The 19,083-nt window shown below is 36.0% G+C and carries 16 protein-coding genes and 1 pseudogene; 11 read left to right on the top strand and 6 right to left on the bottom strand.

Going from position 1 to position 19,083, the window contains the following annotated elements; translation table 11 throughout:
• Positions 1-630 precede the first annotated feature (630 nt).
• The 5 genes from MHH33_RS11060 (at position 631) to MHH33_RS11040 (ending at position 9,191) form a co-directional block, all read left to right on the top strand.
• Entirely contained in the window at positions 631-1,152 is a 522-nt protein-coding gene (locus MHH33_RS11060; RefSeq protein ID WP_342541761.1) for a YetF domain-containing protein, read from the top strand.
• A gap of 344 nt (positions 1,153-1,496) precedes the next feature.
• A complete protein-coding gene (locus tag MHH33_RS11055; protein WP_342541760.1) occupies positions 1,497-6,173 on the top strand; it encodes a CehA/McbA family metallohydrolase in 4,677 nt (1,558 codons plus the stop codon).
• 79 nt (positions 6,174-6,252) lie between these two features.
• Complete coding sequence (locus MHH33_RS11050) at positions 6,253-7,215, top strand: S-layer homology domain-containing protein (protein WP_342541759.1); 963 nt, start codon at positions 6,253-6,255, stop codon at positions 7,213-7,215.
• 386 nt (positions 7,216-7,601) lie between these two features.
• Positions 7,602-8,042, top strand: a complete 441-nt coding sequence (locus MHH33_RS11045) for a cell wall hydrolase (RefSeq protein WP_016427522.1) — start codon at positions 7,602-7,604, stop codon at positions 8,040-8,042.
• A 441-nt stretch (positions 8,043-8,483) separates the two neighbouring features.
• Positions 8,484-9,191: a DNA alkylation repair protein gene (locus tag MHH33_RS11040; protein ID WP_342541758.1), complete on the top strand. Its 708-nt coding sequence runs from the start codon at positions 8,484-8,486 to the stop codon at positions 9,189-9,191.
• Positions 9,192-9,676: 485 nt separating this feature from the next.
• Here MHH33_RS11040 and MHH33_RS11035 read toward each other — a convergent pair whose 3' ends face one another.
• A complete protein-coding gene (locus tag MHH33_RS11035) occupies positions 9,677-10,111 on the bottom strand; it encodes an SRPBCC family protein (RefSeq protein WP_342541757.1) in 435 nt (144 codons plus the stop codon).
• 314 nt (positions 10,112-10,425) lie between these two features.
• Here MHH33_RS11035 and MHH33_RS11030 point away from each other — a divergent pair, with 314 nt between their 5' ends.
• Positions 10,426-10,683, top strand: a complete 258-nt coding sequence (locus tag MHH33_RS11030; RefSeq protein ID WP_342541756.1) for a hypothetical protein — start codon at positions 10,426-10,428, stop codon at positions 10,681-10,683.
• Positions 10,684-10,813: 130 nt separating this feature from the next.
• The gene (locus MHH33_RS11025; RefSeq protein WP_342541755.1) at positions 10,814-11,773 is read left to right on the top strand and encodes an MBL fold metallo-hydrolase; all 960 of its coding nucleotides are present in this window, start codon (positions 10,814-10,816) and stop codon (positions 11,771-11,773) included.
• 340 nt (positions 11,774-12,113) lie between these two features.
• On the opposite strand, the gene MHH33_RS11020 is transcribed toward MHH33_RS11025, so the two are convergent.
• The 3 genes from MHH33_RS11020 to MHH33_RS11010 form a co-directional block, all read right to left on the bottom strand.
• Complete coding sequence (locus tag MHH33_RS11020) at positions 12,114-12,296, bottom strand: hypothetical protein (protein ID WP_342541754.1); 183 nt, start codon at positions 12,294-12,296, stop codon at positions 12,114-12,116.
• 589 nt (positions 12,297-12,885) lie between these two features.
• The gene (locus MHH33_RS11015; RefSeq protein ID WP_342541753.1) at positions 12,886-13,311 is read right to left on the bottom strand and encodes a ferritin-like domain-containing protein; all 426 of its coding nucleotides are present in this window, start codon (positions 13,309-13,311) and stop codon (positions 12,886-12,888) included.
• A 385-nt stretch (positions 13,312-13,696) separates the two neighbouring features.
• A complete protein-coding gene (locus tag MHH33_RS11010; RefSeq protein WP_342541752.1) occupies positions 13,697-14,479 on the bottom strand; it encodes an alpha/beta hydrolase in 783 nt (260 codons plus the stop codon).
• Positions 14,480-14,651: 172 nt separating this feature from the next.
• Between MHH33_RS11010 and MHH33_RS11005 the strand changes: the two are divergent.
• Positions 14,652-14,971 (top strand): annotated as a pseudogene (locus MHH33_RS11005) (antibiotic biosynthesis monooxygenase).
• 56 nt (positions 14,972-15,027) lie between these two features.
• On the opposite strand, the gene MHH33_RS11000 reads toward MHH33_RS11005, so the two are convergent.
• Complete coding sequence (locus MHH33_RS11000) at positions 15,028-15,846, bottom strand: protein-glutamine gamma-glutamyltransferase (RefSeq protein ID WP_342541751.1); 819 nt, start codon at positions 15,844-15,846, stop codon at positions 15,028-15,030.
• Between the two features lie 462 nt (positions 15,847-16,308).
• On the opposite strand from MHH33_RS11000, the gene MHH33_RS10995 reads away from it, so the two are divergent.
• From MHH33_RS10995 to MHH33_RS10985, 3 genes are all read left to right on the top strand, one after another.
• Positions 16,309-16,728 (top strand): SRPBCC domain-containing protein, encoded by a 420-nt coding sequence (locus tag MHH33_RS10995; RefSeq protein WP_342541750.1) that lies wholly within the window; start codon positions 16,309-16,311, stop codon positions 16,726-16,728.
• Entirely contained in the window at positions 16,729-17,082 is a 354-nt protein-coding gene (locus tag MHH33_RS10990) for a metalloregulator ArsR/SmtB family transcription factor (protein ID WP_342541749.1), read from the top strand. It abuts the gene before it with no gap.
• Positions 17,083-17,368: 286 nt separating this feature from the next.
• A complete protein-coding gene (locus MHH33_RS10985; RefSeq protein ID WP_342541748.1) occupies positions 17,369-17,776 on the top strand; it encodes a hypothetical protein in 408 nt (135 codons plus the stop codon).
• Positions 17,777-18,031: 255 nt separating this feature from the next.
• On the opposite strand, the gene MHH33_RS10980 is transcribed toward MHH33_RS10985, so the two are convergent.
• The gene (locus MHH33_RS10980) at positions 18,032-18,805 is read right to left on the bottom strand and encodes a hypothetical protein (RefSeq protein ID WP_342541747.1); all 774 of its coding nucleotides are present in this window, start codon (positions 18,803-18,805) and stop codon (positions 18,032-18,034) included.
• Positions 18,806-19,083: the final 278 nt, after the last annotated feature.

Here is a 19,083-nt window from a genome sequence, read left to right as displayed (position 1 = left end):
TCCGCATTTGTGGGAGTTGTGTAATAAATTCTACTATATGCCCGTACTGATAGGGATGAATCCTCGGTTTCCGCGAATTTATCATTTGTAGCTAAAATACTCACGTCATTAAAAACAGTTACGGCAACTACTTGTTCTATAACCCCATTATTAACCTTTTCCGAAAACACTTGTGCTGTGCCGTACTAGAAATACGAAGTACCGAATCAACACACATTTGAAAATTACAAACAAAATATGCAAGAAAATCCTGAGCCAATTGAAGTAAATGTGGGAAGTTATACATACCGAGTTATTTATGATTTATATCAATTAAATTTAAAAAAGTGGATAGAAGATTTAAGTCGTACCCATCGTGGTATCACCACATTTGTAAAGTATTAAACGCAATATTGTTATTCAACTAATGGGTGCTTTACTTCGATTAGGATCAATTATTTGGTCTGTTAATCGTTTAGCTGCTCCAATTGTATGGATTTCGCCACAAAGTCTAGGAATATCCGGATTTACTGCATCTTCTGCACCAAATGGAAATTCTCGTTTTAATCCCTACACCCTCTATATTAAATGTCTATTATTTAGTCCTGTGGGCAAACTAATCAAAAAAGGGTTGGTAATATGCAATTAAATTTGATTTGGAATGCAGTTCTCATTGTTGTAGTGGGAATGCTCTTATTAAGACTAGCTGGAAGAAATTCCATTTCTCAAATGACCGTCTCCGAACTTGTTATAATGATTACGATTGGACCTTTACTTAGTCGTCCTATCGAGAACCAAGGACTTTGGAACACATTTGGTGTTGCTTCTGTTCTCATACTTACAGTGTTTGTAATCCAGTATCTTAAAATAAAGTTTGAAGGGGTAGAAAAACTTCTTACAGGAAAATCAATATTAGTAATTGAAAATGGGACCATAAATGAAGAAAACATGAAAAAAATGAGACTTACTACTGAAAATCTTGAAATGCGATTACGCCAAGTTGGAATCTACACTATAGGTGATCTAGAGTGGGGAACAATAGAGGTTAATGGAGAACTTGGTTATAAGTTGAACGCTAATAAACAACCAGCCACCAAGCAGGACATTCAGGATTTAATACTATTAATTGAATCCAAGTTTTCCGATACATCCTTTTCTTATCAAAAGGATTGATTTAATCAATCAGTCGCATACCAATGTGAATGATCCGATCAGCCCGGAGTTGCCGAAAGACTAGAATAATTTTTCTCAACTGTACAGCACATAATAGAAAATCACAAAACACTCCTTCCGCCTGAAAAGGTAGAAGGAGTGTTTTTATTATTGGGTTTGGATGAATGATTTTGTTGAAAATATACTAAGTTTTGTTAACTTATAGTAAATTTCGTTAAGAATTATCCGAAATATGGAAAATAAAAGCATCAATATGATAAATATTAGATTGTGTGAGAATTGTGTGAGTGATTGCACGACCAAAAGAAAGGGGTTTACAAGTGAGAAAAAAGAGTAGTGTTCTAATGAGAAAGAGCATAGCTTTGTTAATGCCGTTAGCTTTGATGATGCAAACGTTTCCTGCCTATGCTGCAGGGGATGAGAGTGCACCGGACAGTGAAAGGGCAGAGTATTTAGATCTGAAGTTATTTACGGGGGAGTTGCATTCGCATACTTCCATTAGTGATGGTGTGTTGTTCCCGGAGGATGCTGTTAATCATGTGGCGGAAAATACGAATCTTGATTTTTACAGTACGTCGGAACATGATGTGACGTTTGATATAACTACTGGTAATGACTATCTGGAAAGCTACACAGATTCTTACTCGGATGAATACAAGTTTTCTCGATCAGAGCTTGATAGATTGAATTCTGACAGTCTTGTAACAATACCTGGTGTTGAAGTAACTTGGTATGACAATGCTGGGCATATCAATTTGTTCAATACAGAATGGTTTCCTAGAACATATGGAAAAGGGGCAACTGGACAATTTGGAATGGGCGAATTAATGTATGATCTTCCAACATTTTATGGTCGTCTTGCAGAAGAAGAAGGTGCAATTGCACAATTCAATCATCCCGATCCAAATAGTAAAGGCAATTTCAATGGCTTTGGTCATTTAAATAAAGACATAGATGATAACGTTACGTTGTTTGAATATAAAGTTTCACGTTATTTTGACACATTCGTCCAAGCTTTAGATAATGGGTGGCACCTTTCTCCTTCCTATGGAGGGGATGAACACAGTGCCAATTGGGGAAGCGGAAATCCTGCTTTAACAGGTGTTTGGACAGATGAATTAACCAGAGAAAGTATTTACGATGCAATGGCGAACCGCCGTACGTATGTTACTTTCGATGAAAATTTTGAATTAGGTTACTCAGCTAATGGAAATATAATGGGTTCTATACTCTCTGGGGACACAAAAGAACTTAATCTTAATGTTTTATTGAAAGATCCAGACACAGAGGATCTTATTGACAATGTCACTATCTATACAAACAACGGTGAGATTGTAAAAGAATATAAGGATATTAATAACAATGAGTTTGTATTAGATGAGTCGATACCATCCAGTGATGGGGAATATTTCTTCGTTCGAACTTTCCAGAAAGATGGAGATGAAATACTTAGTGCACCGATCTGGGTTGGTGAAGTAACGAAAGGAACTGACTACGCTCCTGACATCGTCATAAACGGGGAATTGCCTTCTACTGTTCAGTTAGGTGATACAGTGGAAATTCCTGATGCAACATCAATTGATGATAGTGGTGAAACTCCTAATGTGAAAGCAGAAGTTTTCGATTCTAAAGGCATGGCGGAAATAGTGGATAATCATTTCGTGGTAGAGGAATACGGCGAATACTTTGTTAGATACTATACGACGGATTCAGCAGGAAATTCACGGGTTAACACAGTCAGAATATTGGTTGATGATACTAGTCTAGATGGAGACAAAATTTTAAATGAATTTACGCCAACTGTAAATGTTGGGGCAACGGAAGAAGAAGTAGGCATAACACTGGTTACGGACAGTGTTCTGAAGGAAGCCCATGTTCAGTATATGCCTACTTCCGAAAAAGATTGGAGCAATGCAAGTGTCATGGAAACAAAGGTTTCTTATTTTGAATCTGCATATGGGGAAAATATAGACAATAGTAGTTATAGAGTACTAGCTTCACATGAGGCAGATTTAGCGGGTTTAAAAAGAGGGACAACTTATCAATACCGATATGGCCTGACTCCGGAAGGTCCATGGGGACAAGCGTATTCATTTGAAACAGCTCCTGAATCAGAGGATACAACGATTTACCTTATGGGGGATCTCCAAGTTCCGGACCGAAATCCAGAAAGCTTTAAGCTTTATACTGACATGCTGGATGTATTGAAACAAAACAATGCAAACGGCAAGCTAATGATCCAAGTTGGTGACTTGGTGAATTCAGCTGGTATGACTGATGCTTGGACGGATGTAATGAAGTATATCTACAAAGACCTGAATTTGTTATCAGCAAACATGATTGGGAATCATGAAGTCATACAAGATGTTGATGCAAGCTCATACACGAATTTCTTCAACTTACCTGAAAATGGCAAAGGAACGAAAAAAGAAGGGAATTATTCGTTTGACTATGGAGACGCACACATCGCTGTATTAAACTCGATGGACTTCACGGATAAGCAATTAGAGTGGCTTGAGCAAGACATGAGAGCAACCAATAAGAAATGGAAAATTGTGATGGGGCATTTCCCGTATTATGGTGGTTCACATAGCGATGATGCTGGGATGAGTACAGGTAGAGCACAAATATCTAAGAAACTTCAACAATTGGGAGTAAGCCTTTATATTGGCGGGCATGACCATGTATATAAACGTACAACCATTAGAGACGGTGTCATGAATAATAACCAAGACGCGATGAACTTAGGGACTACGTTTATTACAATGGGTTCATCTGGTCCTAAATTTTATGACAATGAAGTCTATGATTGGGATAACGTAGTTTACGATGAAAATGTTCAGACTGGCGTGATTCTGGAAGCTAATGAAGATTCCTTAACGATTAAAGCCTACAATAATGCCGGAACTGTTATTGATGAATTTACATTGACTCCGCCGGAAAGCCATATGGAATTATCAAGTGTAGATGTGGAGGATGGAGAGTTTAATGGAGTTGGTTTATTAAACTATCCGAATTCAAGTGATCAAGTTACTGTGATTGGTGCTACCTATGATGCAACAGGTACAAAGCTTATCGATGCACAGATTAAAGAGGTAGCATTAGAGGGACTTGGTCGTGAACAAATCATCAATTTCGACAAACCACTTATTTATAATGATCAAAATACGGTGAAACTTTTTGTTTGGGACAATTTGACGAATCAAAATCCTATTTTCCCTTCTAGAATTGTAAGAGAAGCGATGGATGGAGAAGGTACTGCAGAAAATCCATATAAAGTTGATACAGTTCAAGACTTGGAGAAAATCCAATATTATCCGGATAAACATTATATCCTAACAAAAGATATCATTGGAAACCAGGATGTAATTACTGCAATTGGATCCGATGCCACCCCATTCAGTGGAGTTTTTGATGGAAATGGACATTTTATAACAGGTGTTGATATTTCAACAAATGGTGCTGGATTATTCCGGATTAATAACGGCACGATCAAAAATATCGCTGTTTTGGATGTGAACATTGCTACAGGAACGAATGATGTAGGAATTCTGGTAGATGTAAATAATGGGACGATTGAAAACTCCTACACGACAGGAGCTATCAAGGGACAGTCGACTGTCGGCGGCCTGGTTGGCTATTCAAATGGAATAATTAGAAACAGTTATTCAACCGCCAATGTAAAAGCAAATGAAAAACAAGCGGGTGGTTTGGTTGGGATTACGAACCGTGGAAGTATTACAGAAAATGTATATGCAACTGGTACTGTAACAGCAGGAGCAAGCAATGCGGGTGGAATCAGTGGTTACGCCTATGGTGATACAGTGATACAGAACAGTGCTGCATTGAATACTTCAGTAATTACGACTACCGCAGCTAATAGAATTGTAGGAAGAGTGTTGGCTGGCGAAAAGGCGGAATTAGAAAATAACATCGCAAAAGAGAAGATGATTGTCAGCAAAGAGGCAATCACTCAGGAAGATCCAAATAATGAAAAAGGTCTTGGTAAGAGTGAAGATGCCCTTAAAGACCAAGCAACGTTTGAAGATCTTGACTGGGATTTTAATCACGTATGGACGTGGGATGAAAACGCAGATCGACCTATATTAATAGGGAATAAAGAACTTACGGAAAACAGTGGGGCAGGAAAACCATCATTGGATCAGGATGAAAATGGATTCTACATGATCAGAACGGTGGAAGACCTTAAGCAAATCGATGATCATTTAAATGAAAAGTATACTTTGGAAAATGATATTGATTTAACAGGAGAAGTATTAACACCATTTGCTGTTGATGCACCATTTATGGGAACACTTGATGGTAACGGGAAAAAGCTGATTAACTTCAAATCAACTTCAGGTGCTCTTATTCATTTAAATGGTGGAACTATCCATAACATCGCGATGGTGAATGTAGATGTAACCGGAGAAACTGGCGCATCTCAAACTGGTGTACTAGTGAATCTTAACAATGGGACGATCGAAAATAGTTATTCGACAGGTAAAGTAACTGGGGCCAATACAGTAGGTGGATTAGTTGGGTACTCAAATGCTGTAATACGAAATAGTTACTCCAACGCAGATGTATCGGCAACTGGGAGTCAAGCTGGTGGACTGGTAGGTATCACAAATTCTGGAAGTTTGACAGAGAATGTGTATGCTACTGGTAAAGTGAGTGCCACTAAGAGTAATGCAGGTGGTATTTCCGGATATGGTTACAACAATACAGCTGTGAAAAATACGATTGCATTAAATGGAACTGTAACATCTCCATATGCGAATAGAGTCGTCGGTCGTATATTAAGCGGACATACTGCAATTTTGGAAAATAACTTTGCCTATAATGGATCGATCGTTAATGTGGAAAAAACAAAAGAAAATGCTGGATCCAGTGTGTCAGGATTAAGTAAAACAAAAGAAGAAATCGAAACGATTGAGACGTACAGTGAGTTATTAGGTTGGGATTTTGAAACGGTTTGGAAATGGGATGAAACATTAAAACGTCCTGTATTAAGATAATCAATTGTTCTGTTCAGCGGGAAGTAATCTTCTCGCTGATAACTTTCTAAGTACGAATGAAGTTAGATGGAGGTTAAGGATGAAAAAATTAATATGTATGTTCATCGCAACAGTTGTAATAAGCCTATGTATCCCATTATTAACACTTGCTGCAACAACCAATAATGAAGATGGCACATTTACAACTAGTGGACATGATGCCAAATATGCCAATAAAGTAATGACGATTACAGTTTTCAAAGGAAATGTTCTTACATCCGAAAATTTGATGTATATCGACGAATTCACAGCTGACGAATCAGGAAAGTATTCGAATACGTATAAAACGAAAGAAGCATTGACCAACAATGTATCCTTTACCGTTCAAGTAACTACAGAAAGCAATCTTGTCGAGAAAGAAGTCATTAAGCTTAACGGGTCAACGCCAAATCCAGAACCAAACCCAACACCAACTCCAGAGCCAACGCCTGAACCAATCACTTTTGCTGATATCTCAGAACATTGGGCAAAAGAGGATATTGAATTATTAGCAACAAAAGGCATTATTAATGGACTGAAAAATGGATTATTTGCACCCGAAAAAGATATTACACGTGCAGAATTCACAGCCCTACTTGCGCGTGCTCTCGACTTGCCAAAAGCAAAGGAGCAAGAAAACTTTACAGATGTCCGACCAACGGATTGGTATGTTTCGGAACTACAATCAGCTGTTGAAGCAGGATTAATCAATGGTTACGAAGACAATACATTTAAACCAAGTATGTACATCACACGTGAACAAATGGCTGCATTGATGGGTCGTGCATACAAAATCATAGAGAAACAAGCACCAACAGTGGATGTGGATCAAGTATTGGCAAAATATATCGATCGTAAATCTATCAGTGCATGGTCCAGAGGAGACGTAGCATTAGCTATACAACTTGGCGTAATTCAAGGAAACAAGGCAAATGAATTGCAACCAAAAGAATCTGCAACAAGGGCAGAGACAGCAGTCATGCTAAAAAGGTTACTGGTAGAAATTAAACTGCTGGAAGAATAGATTTGCATAAAGCGATATTCATCAAATAAAATGACAAATTATCAAAAAGGGTATGTTCAAAGTGATTTCTGAACATACCCTTTTTTGCCTCCTAGCACTAAAACGCTGAACCGTAGCATAAATAAATGAGGTTTTCTCATTTACTTATGCTTTTTGCTTAGTTATTAGAGGGTTTGATGTTTTAATTCTGTACTATTATGCCGCTTTCTAGCCCTGATACGTTCTGCAGTATTCGGGAAATCCGCCAAGCTGAATGGCTATTTGACATACGTTGAGAAAAAAGGTTTGTCTAAGTTTTCATATTACTTAGAAACTGTAGCATTAAAACTAAGTTTACAATGACACAAGGTAGGTTTTTTTTCATACTATATTGTTGGGGTGAATAAATGCCAAGAGTAAAATACAAAAGTTCAGACATTGACTTAATGGCAAGGATGATGAGGGCAGAAGCCGAAGGTGAAGGACAGCAAGGAATGTTATATGTTGGAAATGTAATTGTTAATCGTCTTAAAGCCGATTGTTTAGACTTTAGAGATTTAAGAACAATTTCAGATGTAATTTTTCAAGTACAAGGAGGAAATTATTCTTTTGAAGCGGTTCAAAAAGGTAATTTATTTTATGAAAGAGCGAGATCTGTTGAAAAAAGATTAGCAAAAAAGAATTTAGATTATTGGAGAGACCATCCAGGGAAATATGCTCTATGGTATTTTAATCCATATGCACCATGCCCTCCAACATGGTACGGTCAACCTTATGCTGGTCAATTTAAAAATCATTGTTATTATGAACCAGCAGCTGGAACATGTGATAGTGTTTATAGTGGTTAGGTTGTCTAAGAGCTATTATTAATTCTGGAGGTTTTTGTGATTTTGCCTTTTGGTGCTACAACATTTTTAGTTATAGGTACTGGTTACCAACTATATTCATTCAATGCACTCCTATAGGTAATGTAACAGTTGTCGGTTGAAAAAAGCTGAAACCCAAACCTCAGCCTGTTTTTTTCCAAACGTTATTTTGTATTTTTTATCTCACTAATAAAAAAGGGAACCTCCTGGTTAGCAGGGTTCCCTTTTTTTACATATCAAACATTTAGTAATAGTAATTTATCCAAGGATGCAAGATTGTGAAGTATTGTACTTAAACTAAAATGTGCTTTCGTATTATAAGGTCAACAAGTTTTTAAAGGTTGACCTTATTTTTATATGATTTAATATTTCAGTAAATAGTTGTTACAATGAAATTATTAATAAGGAAGGAAGTGCAAAACTATGGATTTCAAAACAGTTATGCAGGAGCTTGAAGCCCTCGGTAAGGAACGAACGAAAAAAATATACTTATCTAATGGTGCGCACGAGCCTCTTTTTGGCGTAGCTACAGGCGCTATGAAACCAATTGCAAAGAAGATAAGAATAAATCAACATTTAGCTGACGAGCTTTATTCCACAGGTAACTACGATGCAATGTACTTTGCAGGCATTATTTCAGATCCAAAAGCCATGACTGAGTCGGATTTTGATCGGTGGATGGATGCAGCATATTTTTATATGCTGTCCGATTATGTGGTTGCAGTAACTTTATCAGAGTCTGATATTGCACAAGACGTTGCTGATAAATGGATTGCAAGCGGTCAAGAGCTGAGAATGTCAGCGGGCTGGAGTTGCTACTGCTGGCTTTTAGGTAATCGCATAGACAATGAATTTTCCGAAAGCAAGATTTCCAATATGCTTGATCTTGTAAAAAATAAGATTCACGATTCCCCAGAACGAACTAAATCAGCTATGAATAATTTTCTATACACTGTAGGGACTTCATATTTGCCTCACCATGAAAAGGCAGTCGAGACCGCAAAGGCAGTAGGTACGGTAGAAGTCAAACGGGACAAGAAAAAAAGCAGTATCCTAAACGCTTACGAAAGTATTCAAAAAGAAATTGATAAAGGGAGGCTGGGTTTTAAACGAAAACATGTAAGATGTTAAAAATTAGCTTCGTATCGGTGTGTAGATCGAAGAAGGTTTGACGTTCTTTAATGTTGAAGTTAGTGAACTCCCATGAAAAATAAAAAACGCTCAAAATCAATAATAGTGCATAAAAAGAGGACTCAGAAAAAAGTTTTTTTAAAAAAGGATGAGCCTTAATTCTTCTTTAACTAACAGGGCAGCTTTCCTGTTTGAAGGATGTTCGAGGTCTTGAACGAAAAAGAGCCCTCTTGTATGATAATGAGTGTCAACTGTCATTGACTCATTATCAAACAAGGAGGACTCCTATACGGCTCTTTCTTCTTGTTCAACTAATTGGGCAGGTTAGTTGAAGAAGAAGAAAGGAAAATAGAGGTTTATGATACGTTCCCAGACGTTATTCCTCTTAGTAAGTTTAAAAATGGTTAACATAAAAAAACCTTCCCAAAGGAAGGTAACAATAAGCTTTTGAATAATTTTTATTCAATCTCAAGTCCGAATTATTTTTAATTTTCTTTAGAAAGTTCGCTATATCTTTTGAAATTTTCTAGAATCGCCTGCCAGCCTGCTTTTTGCTGCTCAATGGAATGAGTGGCTTCTCCTTCAAAAACTTCAATTATCTTAGTGTCGTTTTCATGACTAACAAACGTGATCGTAACTTTCCTACCATCTCCAAGAGTGTAAGAAATAAATTCATTTATTCTAATTTCATCATAAACTCCACCAAAATCAAATCCAAAGCTTCCATCCTTTGCTTCCATTCTTGTATGGAATCTTCCGCCAACCCTTACATCATTTTCGGCAATTGGTGCGTGCCAGTCTTCAGAAGCAAACGTCCATTTCGTTATATGCTGTGGTTCTGTCCAAAATTCCCACACTTTTTCAACGGGTGCATGAACTATTGTTTCTACCGTTATGGTTACTTTATCGCCTGTGTCCATTATAATTCCCCTCTCATCATTAATGGCTAATTATACCACATGATTTTTAGGTTAGAATAGTTGGAAAGCATCGGAAACCCAAAATAATTAACCGGAAATTTGCGCTTAGATAAGACCTACGGAAGCTTATGAACGGATTAAGACTTTCTAAACCGATTGAAATTAGATGATTTTTGCTCAAAAAAGTTGAAACGAATATAATGTCACATTCTTATTGAACTAACGGGGCAGTTTAGTTGAACAAAGTTATAAGGTTCGTTTTGTTAAAATGTGGTAAAATGAAGCGACGGATTTTGAGGGTCGAAATCAATAGAATGATAGAAATGGAGAATTTGATGTCAGAAGGAAGAGTGGAAAAAACAGTTTTTACAATTTTAGGATTCGCAATAGCGATTGTTATCTTTATTTTTAGTGGCTCTGTATTCTGGGGAGTTCTAATTTCTGCAGAGATAGTAATCTTAGTAAACTTTATTTCTTCTGAAAAAACTAAATCAAGTTTGATTGAACTTTTATTATATTCATTATTGGCTATAGGATCGGCATTTATTTTACAAGCTATGTATAAAAATTAAATTAGAGCTAGTGGTTATTCCTCAACTTACGGGTGCTCTACTTCAATAAGGAGTGAAGCCTTTTTTCTTATTGAACTAACGGGGCAGGTTAGTTGTACAAGAGTAATATAGATTAAGGGGGGAACAAAAATTGACCAGAGTAACAGAAACTGATTTTTTTATATTGAATTGTTTAAGCGAAGGGGTTTACGCTGCTATTGCAAAACCTGGTCACGGGGCTTGGAGTAATGCCGGTTTTGTTGATTTAGGGGAAGAATTGTTAGTCTTCGATTCTTTTTCAACTCCATCAGCTGGAATTGAGTTAAGAAGACATGCTGAAAATATTACAGGAAAAAGAGCAAAGTATCTAATTAACAGTCATTATCATGGAGACCACGTTTTTGGTAATCAAGCATTTGAAGACACTACGATTATTTCTACTTCACTTACAAAGAAGTGGTTCATTGAGAAAAATGTGATTGGTGATTTAGAAAGAGAAATAGAAGAGACGGAAAAATATCTAAATAACCTCAAAATCCAAATAGAGAATAATCAAGAACAAGTAATAAGAGACAGTCTGATCAATCAGTTTAATGAAATGTCAAAGGTACTAGTTGACTTACCTCGATTGAAATTAGTTTTACCTACAGTTATTTTTGAAGAAAAGCTCATTATTGAAGGTTCGAAGAGAAAGGTCGAATTGCATTGTTTAGGTGGGGGTCATACCCTAAGCGATACGTTCATGTATTTGCCAGAAGAGAAGATTGCATTTATGGGAGATTTAGTTACCGAAAATCTACACTTACCTATTTATAACCCTGATGAATACAAATCAATTCTAAGGCAAGTGAAGGAAATGGATATCATAACTTTCGTTCCTGGTCATGGAAATGTAGGAAATAGAGAACAGTTGAATTCATTAGAACGTTATATTTCAGTTTTAATTAACAGCTCATTACAAGCATTGGAAAACAATCATTCAATTGATTCATTTCTATTAGAGTTTACTACACCAAAAGAATACACCGAGTGGAGAGGCGTAAATGGTATTAAGGACAACCTTACAAAAATATATAATTTTTATTCATTAGCTAATTCAACTAAAGTCTAACTCTATTGGGACGTTGATCCAAGAAGGGGGTTACACTACTGGCTTATTCAACTAACGGGTGCTTTACTTCATAAAGGAGTGAAACCATTTTTTATTGAACTTACGGGGGTAAAAAAACTGCACCTTCAATCGTTAGACACAACTAACAATTGGAGGTGCAGTTCATTATAGTGGTTTTCTTTGAAGAAATGGTAGATTTATCAGATTTTGAGAGTGGAAATGATGTTGTGGAAAGTTGATAAAAAATCCACGCTGTAGATCAAAAGAGTTATATCCTGTTCTTTGGAAACGCCATACATCCTATGAGGGAGGGGCGTTCTTTCAAATCTTGATAAAACAATCAATGCATTCCTTTCCATTCCCCTTGATTTTTGGATGCTTTTTCTTTTTTCTCCTTTTCTTTTTTCGCTCGATTAGCATTTGCACTGCCAAATTCTTTGGAGAATTCTGAATCTGTTTTGCTGGAGTCAAACCCTTGTTTATTCTTTTGTTCAGCGTAATTTTTCTTAGTCCGTTTCGCCATAGATATCACTCCTTTTGTTCTTTAGTATGAGAAATGAAAGTAGAAATATACGTCCTAGCATTTTGCAGGTATTTATCAATCTCCATAAACAATTCCTAACAAGTTAATCAATAATATTTTTAAATCCCTATATGGTTAAGATAATATTTCTTTCATCTACCGTGAAAAAATGAACAATAGACACAAGATTAAGAATGCCCACTGTTATTTATATGTCCGCCTAGGCTAGAACGGCGAATGGCTGTACCTGCTAATTGAAGTAATTCAATACATTTACCCAACTGGAAGAGTATCTGATGTAAATGATTTAATATTCAACACATTTGGGTCTTTTTTAGGGGCATGGATAGGAAATATAGGTAGCAGTGTTAATAGAATTTTAACGCTTCATAATTCAAAAATAACCGATAACTAAAAGATGGGTTATTGTTGAACTAACGGAGTGCTTTACTTCAATAAAGATGCAAAGCATTTTTATTATTCAACTAACGCAGCAGTTTAGTTGAAGATGAGAATGGGAGTTTTTATGTCGCATTTGACACATAAGGTGCAAGAAAAAAAGCCGACGTGATAGCCGGCTGCTAAACAATTAATGATGATTCATGAAATATAAAAACCAAACCGCATGATTTTGTTCATCTGCAGAAGCTTGCGTGAAAGCATCTTTAATAACAGGATTATTAGTACTTCGCGCTATATCGTGATAGAAGTCTACAGTCTCCTGTTCATCTATGAATGCAGCAAGTATCCCACTTTTATAATCTGCAGGACATTGTTTTGTGATTTGTGGAGTAGGTTGTTTTCCCGTCAAAGAAATATAAAGATGCCAAAAGGTTTCATAGTGTCTGATTTCATCATTTCTGATTTCAAGAATACGATTTTTTATTTCGGCGTTCTGAGCCTGGTTCGCTAATAATTCATAGCAGGCAATTGCTGTATATTCACCATTAATTGCTTTCAAAATGTCGTTTAATACTTCCATGTTTGCAGAAGGCTGCACAGAATATTGATTCAATTTGCTTTCACTCCTTTTTATCAATATATGGGTACACCATGTTTTGTGGACCTTGTCTTATGGGAGTGAAGGTCTTAGTACGCAGTTCGACCATAATGTGTAATAAAAGATAAGGTGGTGCTTATTCAACTAACAGGGCAGGTAGTTTAACTAGAAAACTGAAATGTAACTAAAGTTCAGTGGGAAACCTTATCACGAACAGTGAAATGAACTCGCTGGGCAGATAAAGAAGGAACAACAATCGATGGTGAATAAAAAGGAGGAGAGAATTAGAAAGATTTAATTAAAGGCTCTGTTATCGTTTATTGTTGATATTTACAAAGGAAAACCGCCCATGACATGAGCGGTTAAAAAAATATCGTTATCCGTTAGCTGAAGTGAACTATTAGCCAATAAATTGCATCAATAGCTGGTTAAACTTCTCACGTTCTTCCCAAAAAGGACCATGACCGCTGTATTGAAATGGAACAAGCAGTGAATTTTTTATTAGCGTATTTGTTTCCTGAGCTTTATCAAACGGAACAATTTTATCATGTATTCCGTGAATAATCAGTGTAGGTACTAGTATTTTGTCAAGATCATAGTACACGTTCTCATCTCTTAGTGTCTTCATGACTGCTACAGTCGACCAACCAGCTGCCTGTAATCCTAGCTGAAAAAACCAGTCCGATAATGGGGTGGTAAGATACTGGAAGAAGAAGAGATCATTTAATCCCTGCAACATTTTAGGTCGATCATTAAGTGATCCTGAAATGAACATATTTGCAACTTCTTCTTGAACACTATACGGAGATTGCGCGTCTATAAGGACAAGTTTGGATACTCCATAACCTTGGTGTCGAGCCATATATCGAATCGAGATTGCCCCTCCTGTAGAGTGTCCTGCTAGTGTGAAGTCTTTTAACTGCAACGCGACTACTACTGCATGGATATCATCTGCCAATCTGTCAAAGTTGTAGCCATGGAATGGTTTATCCGAATTACCGAACCCCCTCCAGTCGATGCCTATACATCGATATCCCATTGCTGGAAGAACATCAAACTGATATTCATACTGCTTATGGTTTAATGGCCAACCATGTATAAATAGTATTGTTTTATTTCCCTCCGGGTTTACATCCTCAACATATATCCTTACACCAGGTTCTACATTAACAAAGTATCCCATGTTGTTCCCTCCGTTTAATTAAAGTGGCATCAACAATAAGATACTCATCTAGGGAAACATAGGTGAATTGCTTGGGTTGTTTAAGCACTCTTTCTACTTCAACTAACGGGCAGGTTAGTTGAACAATAAAATTGGGGAAAAAAATAAATACAAGAACAGATCAGGGTTAATTATGTCTGAATACATTATTGATTTAGTTAACGATACAGATAAAGAAGAAGCTTTTAGACCGGAAGTAGACAGGGGTTATGGGATAATGGCGGATAAAATGGTGGAATTAGCTTCTCGGCAGAAGGGATTCTTAGGTCTCGAAAGTGCACAGGACGAAGGATTAGGAATTACAGTTCCGTATTGGGTTTCTTTACAATCCAAAAAGATTGGATGGGAAATTCAGCACATAAAGTAACACAAAATAAAGGGAAACCAGAGTGGTATAAAAACTTTTTTCTCAAAGTTTGTAAAGTAGTGAGACATAACTTTTTTGAAATGTGACAATTGTTATTGTGTTTTTTATTCACAATATGGCTCAGGGAACAATGCGATTACGATTAGAACATGTATCGATCAATTGGAATCGAACTTTCGTTATGATGGACGATATGTTGGTAATTATGAATCAAATAACCTGGTTGCGACATCGAAAGTTTCGCCAAATGTTTAAAAGATGGTCTTGCAACTACATTTGTCAGATAGGCTGATTGATTTGCCCCTGGCATTCTGGTTTGATTCAGAGCATGAATCATTTGTTCAGCTGTCATTATTCCTAACCCATGACCAAAATACGTACCATCTCCTAAAACAACGGCATTCTCCCCTCTCCAGTGAGGGGTTCTCGGGTCGAAGTCCGGATTTTCAAAATATACGACATCTCCAGGCAAAAAATGGCTTGTATAATACGGTTTTATTTGGAGTTCAGAATCATTTTGCCAGCTGTATAAATAGATGTTTTGAAATAATTGATTAAATAAGGATTCTCCCATAGTGTTTAGGACCGCATGGTAATAGATAATGACCATTGCCGTAGCACACTCAAAAGCATATTGTGAACTGTTCATGTAGAAATCTTGAATCGCGTCTGATGGTTTTACTCCATGCCGCAGCAGGAATCCGCCGGTACTCGTCAAATGCCAGTATTGAGGATTACCACGGGAATTTTCAAGTATTTCAAACCGCACATTGCTTTGATTCATGGCCCTTGCACTTAATATGATATTTTTTCGTAACTTTAGCTCAAACGATAATTCACCTATGAATTGGTACGAGTAAACGACTGTATCTTCAATCATCCGTTGAATGATCATACTTTCAATACTACCAGACGACCACATGTCACTTTGTTGAAAGGGCATCCCCGATAGTTGAATCATAATATACCTCTCTCCAAGTTCGAGTATTAATTTACATTCTTACATAGCATATTCAAGAATCGTTTTAATGTGTAGTTATCACAAACAAAACAATAATAGGTGGAAGTTCGCCTATTAATAGGACTCGTATTTATAATTCTTTAGAAGAAGCAGAAGAATGGTGGAGTTCATATTCGAACTGGTGGAACAACTAAATTGATTTACTGCTTATTCACCTGACGGGTGCTTTAGTTAAACAATACCATCATTTCGATGGTCTATTTTTACGTCCAAAACATCAAGTAGATTTCGGCAATCTATTGTGAAATGTTACACTTAAACTAACGCGGCAGGTTAGTTGAATGAAAATTATTGAAAAGAAGAATAAATATGAGAAATCCTCTTTGACATAAAACCAAAAGGTGTTATATCATCTAATGTATAACCAAAAGGTTTTATTTAATAATAAAGGAGAATATAATTTTGGAAACAATACAAGATATTAAGCAGATTGTTACTTTGGTAGCACCTATACAAAAAGTGTGGGAAACGGTTTCTACTTCGGAGGGAATTGCAATTTGGTTTATGCAAAATGATTTTGAACCTAAAGTAGGACATGAATTTCATATACAATCCCCATTCGGTCCATCACCTTGCAAAGTATTAGAAATTGATGAACCAACCAAAGTTTCTTTTTCATGGGATACAGAAGGTTGGATGGTTACGTTTCTTTTAAAAGAGATGGATGAGAAGACGGAGTTTACACTTATACACAGTGGTTGGAAATCTCCTGATACTGTTCTTCCAAAAGCGAACGAGAAAAGTTCTATTATTCGTGACAGAATGGACAATGGCTGGGTCGGAATTGTAAATGAACGACTTCGAAAGGTTGTTGAAGGATAAATGACAGCAGCAAAGCATGATGTATTTCAAGCTATTGCTGATCCAACTAGAAGAGAGGTACTTCGATTACTTGCTAACAAGGAATTACCAATCTCAGAAATAACATCTCATTTTCCAATTAGTCGGACAGCCGTAGCAAAACATCTACTTATCCTTTCAGAAGCAAATTTAGTAAGCGGAAAAAAAGTTGGTAGGGAAAAAATTTATCAGTTGCAACCAGAACCCTTAGCAGAATTAAAACTATGGCTTTCTTATTATGAACAGTTTTGGAATAACAAATTGTCAATTCTTAAACATGTGGTTGAAAATGAAGGTGTAAATGGTTTTAAAGTAGTAAAAACAGATAGTAAATAAGGTTATATAAAATTAATTCAGAAACCGACAATAAAATGTCGGTTTTTTTGTGTTGTTCAACTAACGGGTGCTTTACTTCATTATGGAGTGAAGCCTTTTTTCTTGTTGAACTAACGGGGCAAGGTTAGTGTAAAAAGTAGTAGTTTCTTTTTCGTAAAATTAGCAGAGGATGATGGATATGTTTTTCTTATTGGATATTCAATGGAAGAATTATCAATGGTAAGATTAATTATAAAAAGAAAAGGAATAGATAGTGTAAAAAGGTTTTAAGGAGATAGGTGATTAAATGAAAGACAAATACAAATTAAAAGACCCTTCAAAAAAATATATTGAAGTAGTAGAACAAGCTAATTCTTTGTTCGGTTTGTTTTCGAGGAAGAAAAAATTAAAAGCGATAGAGTTTTTAAAAAGTAAATTAATTGACGAAGATTTCGAAGTAGAAGAATTAGCTAGTGGATTTATTTTCATAGGCTATTTATATCAAGAAATTAAAGAGTATGAATCTGCAGCACTTTACTTTAATAAAGGCTACAGTCTAGGTAAAGACGTCCTATTTCCTTATGACTCTGACTTAAAAAAAGTATTAAAAACTTTTCTAAAAGCAAGTCGAAAAGATTTATATGATTATTGGCGTTCAGATTTTTTAAAGCGAAGTCTTTACGACAAAAAATTTAATAAATTGATGAATTCGTAACTCCTCTTATTAAACTAACGGGGCAGGTTAGTTTAATATGGAGATAATGAAATTACAGAATGTTTAGTCAGCATTAAGATTAACAAGCTAGGATTCAATAATTGGATGATTTCGAAGGTAAATAAGCAAAAAAAAAAACAGATGGATACCAATCCTCTGCTTTTTTTTGCTCATTAGTATCGTAATTCATTAACGAACAATAGGTTCGAATTGTTCTCCACGTACTACCCTAGTGCTAAACTTGTGGTAATCACTTTATCGTTTAAATGGTTCTGTTTTCTCAAAAGTAACAGATTCAGCTTTATACATTTTTCCATCCCAACCATATTTAACTTTCAGACTGCCTATACCTGCTTCAGGAATAGTTACAAATACAGTTGTATAGCCATAAAGAACACCATTTTCAGGTTTATAATCCTCCCTTGAGCCAAATCCAGGAGGATCATCAGAATATTGATAATCAAATTTTAAATAGTCCACTACGTATTTCTTTTTACCAATTAAAACAGTAATCTCATCGCCTTGTCGCTCCATTTTCACAAGTCTTTTGACTGCATCATTAATGGATTCAACTGACACTTCTTCGTATCTTCTATAAGGGTCTTGTACTTGATTTAACACGTGTATTTCCTTTGTGGAAATTCCAGAACCTGCACCAGAAATCAATTCGACTATTACATCTTTTAGTCCATCACCATTAATATCTTCATAAAATAAGGTGGGGGCAAATTTATCATTGTACCAATTTGGAAAGTTGTATAATAATTCGCCACCAACGCTGTCCTCTCCACCGCCAACTTGAACAGTAAAGTTATTAGTAGCCATACTATCTATCTTATCAGCAATTAAAAAAATGTTTTCATACCACACATCAGATATAATGTGTGATGTTACAACTCTCTGAACCGCATATGCTTTTCCTGTTTGAGAGTCTTGAGTTGGTTTAGCTGATGAGACTATTGTTTTTTGAAAAGCAATAATAAGAACAAGTGATAGTAATAGTATAAAAACGTTTAACATCTTTTTCATTTTCTTCAATACACCTCTTTACGACTTTATCTAATTAATTGTATTGTTACCTTTTCTGAATAAAGTATGTGCTTATAGAAACTAACGAGTGCTTTAGTTAATCAAGACCATCATTTCGATGGTCTATTTTTACGTCCAAAACATCAGGTAGATTTCGGCTATCCATTGTGAAATGCTACACTTAAACTAACGGGGCAGTTTAGTTGAAGAAGACTTTTATTCATTCAGAGTTTCAAATGTAACTTTCACACTTATTATTTAGTCGAATTTACGTACAC

Source organism: Paenisporosarcina sp. FSL H8-0542, assembly GCF_038632915.1.
GTDB lineage: Bacteria > Bacillota > Bacilli > Bacillales_A > Planococcaceae > Paenisporosarcina.
Note: the sequence above shows the minus strand (reverse complement) of the source record. Positions and strands in the feature narration are given on the sequence as shown.